Raw genomic sequence first — 4,498 nt, 5'->3', positions numbered from 1 at the left:
GGTCATTGATGCGCAAGACTTCTTCGCGGCCCTGGGAGGCAACCGGTGTGAACGGCACCGGGTTGTCGCCATTCTTCTCACGGAAGAGGAAAGCACCGCGTCCTGACTCCCGGGCTTCGGCGCGCTCGAATACATGGTTCACCGCGTTGACCATGCCATGGCTTGAGCGGAAGTTGGTGCCCAGGGTGTGCAGGCGGCCAGTGGTGGCCTGGCGGGCGCGCAGGTAGGTATGGATGTCGGCACCGCGAAAAGCGTAGATCGCCTGTTTCGGATCGCCGATCAGGAACAGACCGCACTCGGGGCTGTTCTCTTCAATGCGGTAGATGCTCTCGAAGATCCGGTATTGCACCGGGTCGGTGTCCTGGAACTCATCGATCAGGGCGACCGGAAACTGTTCACGGATCAGGGTTGCCAGTCGCTCGCCGCCATCGGACTGCAAGGCCGCATCAAGGCGCAACAACATGTCGTCGAAACCCATTTCCGCGCGGCGACGCTTCTCTTCCTCGAATCGCGCCCCGACCCAGCGGGCCGCATGTTGCAGCACGGCGGCATCAGGCGTTGGCAACCCATCGAGACAGGCCTTGAGGCCGGCCATCGCATCGAGCCCCGGATGTCGAGGCGCTTCGCCCTTCCAGGCTTCGGCCATGCCATCAGGGGTCAGGCGCGTGAAGCCAGTACCGATATCCAGTTGCTCAAGGGATTCGTCTTCGGCCCAGGCCTTGATCTTTTCGAACCAGGGCTCGAAGTAGCGTGCCTGCATCTTGCGACCGTCGACACTCTTGCTGGCAACGCCCTGGTGGCAGATGGAAAGCAACTCGTCAGCCCAACGGAGCCAGGGCTGCTTGAGTTCGATCAGGGCAACCCGTCGCTCTTGCAGGCATTGCGAAATCACTTGCGCGGGCTCTTTCCCTTCAAGCGTATCCCGCTCGCTGGCGAACAGTGCACGAATCCGCGGCAACAACGCCGCCGGTCCACCCCAATTGCTGCGCACCCAATTCAAGGCGTCACCTTGCATCGGGTAACAGAACAGCCGCCAGTAATCGCGCAGGACTTCCCCCAGCAAGTCGCTGTGGTCGGTTTCCAGGGTCTGGGTGAACAGGCTGCCGCTGTCGAATGCGTGTTCGCGCAACATGCGCTGGCACCAACTGTGGATGGTCGACACCGCCGCCTCGTCCATCCACTGAGCGGCGATATCCAGGCGGTTTGCGCACCCGGGCCATTGCTCGGGCGAGTACTGATCGCGCAACTCGGCAATCAGGCTGTCGGGGGCCGGTGTTTCATCGCGAAAATAGCGTGCGGCCTCGGCGAGCCGCGTGCGAATGCGTTCGCGCAGCTCTTTGGTAGCGGCGTCGGTGAAGGTCACGACGAGGATTTGCGGTGGCAATAACTCTCGCCCGAACCCCGAGCCCTCGTCACCATGGCCAAGGACCAGGCGCAGATACAGTGCGGAAATAGTGAACGTCTTACCGGTCCCGGCGCTGGCTTCGATCAATTGACTGCCACGCAGCGGGAATGCCAGGGCCAGAGGTGTCTTCGTGCTCATCAGCGCGACTCCTCGCTGGACAGTGAACGCCAGGGTGCTTCAAGAAGCGGGCGATAAAGCGCGTCACACCACTGGGGGAACGTCTCATCGGCGACCAAGGCATCGTAATCGGTGAATTGTCGGGCGAGTGCCGGGCTTTCGCGACGCTCCCCGTCCGTCGTCTGCCCATCACCTTCATAGGCCTTGCGCGCAGCGGAATCGGCCTTGATCGGGTCGGTTTGCCCCAGCCACGCAAAGGCTGTTTTGACCGCGATCGGCAGAGGCTGGCGCATACCCGACTGCCAGGCCATCAACAGGTCACCCAGAGTTTTCCGCGCTGTGGACTCATCCATCGGTTCGAGCAACAGACTGTCGTCGCTGGCCACCAGTGCGGTGGTCAGCGCCATGCCACTGGCACAAGCCACCAGATGGGTGAGCCACGGGCGTGTCAGTCGATGCCATTTGCGTGACTTGATCGAGCCAATACTGTTGGGGATTGTAGTGATAGACAGCAATCCGCCATCGGCGCGCTGATGCAGGCCGCTGAGCCAGCCCTCGATGTGCAGGCCTTGCAGTTCAAGATCGACGGGCAACGCACTGCTGAGCGGTGTTGGCCACAACGCCAGGAGCTGTTGGTGGCGTTGCAGCAAGTCAGGCAATGGCTCGATCAACTCGCGTTGCAGGCACTCACCGAATCCGGCCATGGGCAGCAGCCCGCTGTTTTGCAGACGTTTCGCCTGATCTTCCAGTGCCTGTCCGGTATTTCCAGGATCTGCCAGCGCCGCTTCGAGCAAACGGTCGCTGAGGCTGTAACGCTGCAACGCATCCAGGACAAAGGGTTCTTCATCGGCCAACGGCACTTCGGCCGCCTCGAAGAAGACCTTCAGTCGCTGGCTGAAAAAGTGCCGCACCGGGTTGCGCAGGAAATCCTGCAGTTGACCGAGGCTCAGTGGTTCGTCCTGAACGTGAGGCCCGAGCACTTCGGCGCTTGCCTGTTGCTCTGTCGCCTGATGAAGGACCTGCCATTCGGTGGCGTAGCTGAACGACTCATCCCCTTCGTGAAAGTAGCGGGCACTGAAAGGCTGCAACGGGTGTTCCCGGGTCATGGCCTCCAGCAGGTCATTGTCGCTTTGAGACAATCGCCAACCGCTGGCCAAGTGGTCGCGTAACTGGCCGATCAGCACCGACGCAGGCCTCTCGCTGTTATCGCGGATGCTGCGGCCCACCCAACTGATGTAGAGCTGGTCCCGTGCCGACAACAAGGCTTCCRGTAGCAGGTAGCGGTCATCTTCGCGCCGGGAGCGGTCACCGGGACGGTAATCACTGCCCATCAGATCGAAATCCAGCGGCGGTTGCGCGCGCGGGTAATCGCCATCATTCATGCCCAACAGGCACACAAGTTTGAACGGGATGGCGCGCATGGGCATCAAGGTGCAGAAGTTGACCGCTCCGGCCAGAAAGCGTTGGGACAAACGGCCCTGATCCAGACCTGCCAGCCAGGCTTCGCGAACTACGGTCAGCGGCAATTCGTCCTGCAACCCGACGGATTCGCAGGTCTCGAGCCAGGTCTCACGCAGCTCTTCGAGCTGAGCCAGCAAGTAGTCATCGTGTTCGTTACTGGCAAGGAAGAACAACTGCACCAACGCCTGCAAGCGCAAGCCCCATTGCCCCGGCGATGCAGGCTGAGAAAGTTCGTGGTGAGCCACTTCCAGCGCATCCAGCAACGCAACCAATGGACCAATGAGCGCGGCGTCCAGACCACCGATTTCGTCGTAGGGTTCGATACCCTCATAAGCATCGGCGCTGCCAACGGCATAACCGAGCAACATCCGTCGCAAGCCGAAACGCCAGCTGTTTTGCTCCAACTCATTCGGTAGCCCGAGCCCGGCACGTTGCTCGGCATTCATGCCCCAGCGAATGCCGGCGCCTTCGATCCAGCGGTGCAGCGTCGGCAGGTCAGGCTCCTCGACACCAAAGCGTGCGCGCAATGCGGGGACGTCCAGCAGATCGAGAATCTCACTGACGGGGAATCGGCTGTCAGGCAGCTTTAGCAGGTGCTCGACAGCAATCAGCAATGGATCGCGACCACGCTGGCCCTGGTCAGCCAGGGTAAATGGAATGAAGCGCGGATCCTGGCGGTCAAGCTGACCAAACACGGCACGAATATGCGGTGCGTAGCTGTCGATGTCCGGCACCATCACGATGATGTCCCGGGGCCGTAATTTCGGGTCGGCGCTGAAGCGCGCGAGCAGTTGATCGTGGAGGATCTCGACTTCTCGCTGGGCGCTATGGGCGATGTGAAAACGGATCGATTCGTCCTGCTCAAGATCGATAGCCGGCCAACGCTCCCGAGTCTCGTTGAGAGGGCGCAGTTCGAGGATGTCATCCTGCAACTGGTTGAGCACGTTCAGCGGCTGACCGTCACTGAACAGGTCGATACGCCCGTCGCGGAATGCCGAACGATAGCTGTTGGGATCGTCATAACTGTCGAGCAGGTTGATATAGTCCCGCCCCTGCTTGCCCCACGCGGCCAGCAGCGGGTGAGCATGCTGATGCAGGGTTTGCGGATCGATCACTACCGGCATGCCGCTCTTGCGGGCCTGACGCTTGTATTGATGCCGCAATAGGTCTTTATCGGCGACGATGTCCGCCCAATGGTGACGACAGGGATTGTGTACGCACAGCAAAACCTGGCTGAATCGTGCCAGTCCCGCCAGTGCTTCCAGGGCTTGAGCAGGCAAGGAAGAAATCCCGAAAACGATCACTCGCGAGGGTAATCCCTTGGGGGCTGTTTCGAGATGGTTGATACGCTCGACAAATCGCTGATGGACGCCGGCACGGCTTTGCGCCATGCCTTCTGCCCCCACATCCAGCAAGAGTGCGCGCCATAACTCTGCCTGCCAGCAATTGGCCGGGGTCAAGGGTTTGGCTTCGCCCCTGGCGTTTCTTGTTTGATGTCGGCCTTCTGCCCAGTCT

General features: G+C 60.9%; 2 protein-coding genes. Both read right to left on the bottom strand.

Annotation, left to right across the window (positions count from 1 at the left end; translation table 11 throughout):
* A partial coding sequence (locus tag ACXRVY_RS18050) for a UvrD-helicase domain-containing protein (RefSeq protein ID WP_458237902.1) occupies positions 1-1,543 on the bottom strand: 1,543 nt, incomplete at its 3' end.
* Positions 1,543-4,498 (bottom strand): exodeoxyribonuclease V subunit gamma (gene recC, locus ACXRVY_RS18045; RefSeq protein ID WP_458237901.1); only part of this gene is annotated, 2,956 nt, incomplete at its 5' end. The genes ACXRVY_RS18050 and recC, both read right to left, overlap by 1 nt.

The sequence above is a fragment of the Pseudomonas sp. P5_A2_2 genome (assembly GCF_054177685.1).
This window is presented reverse-complemented; position numbering and strand designations above follow the sequence as displayed.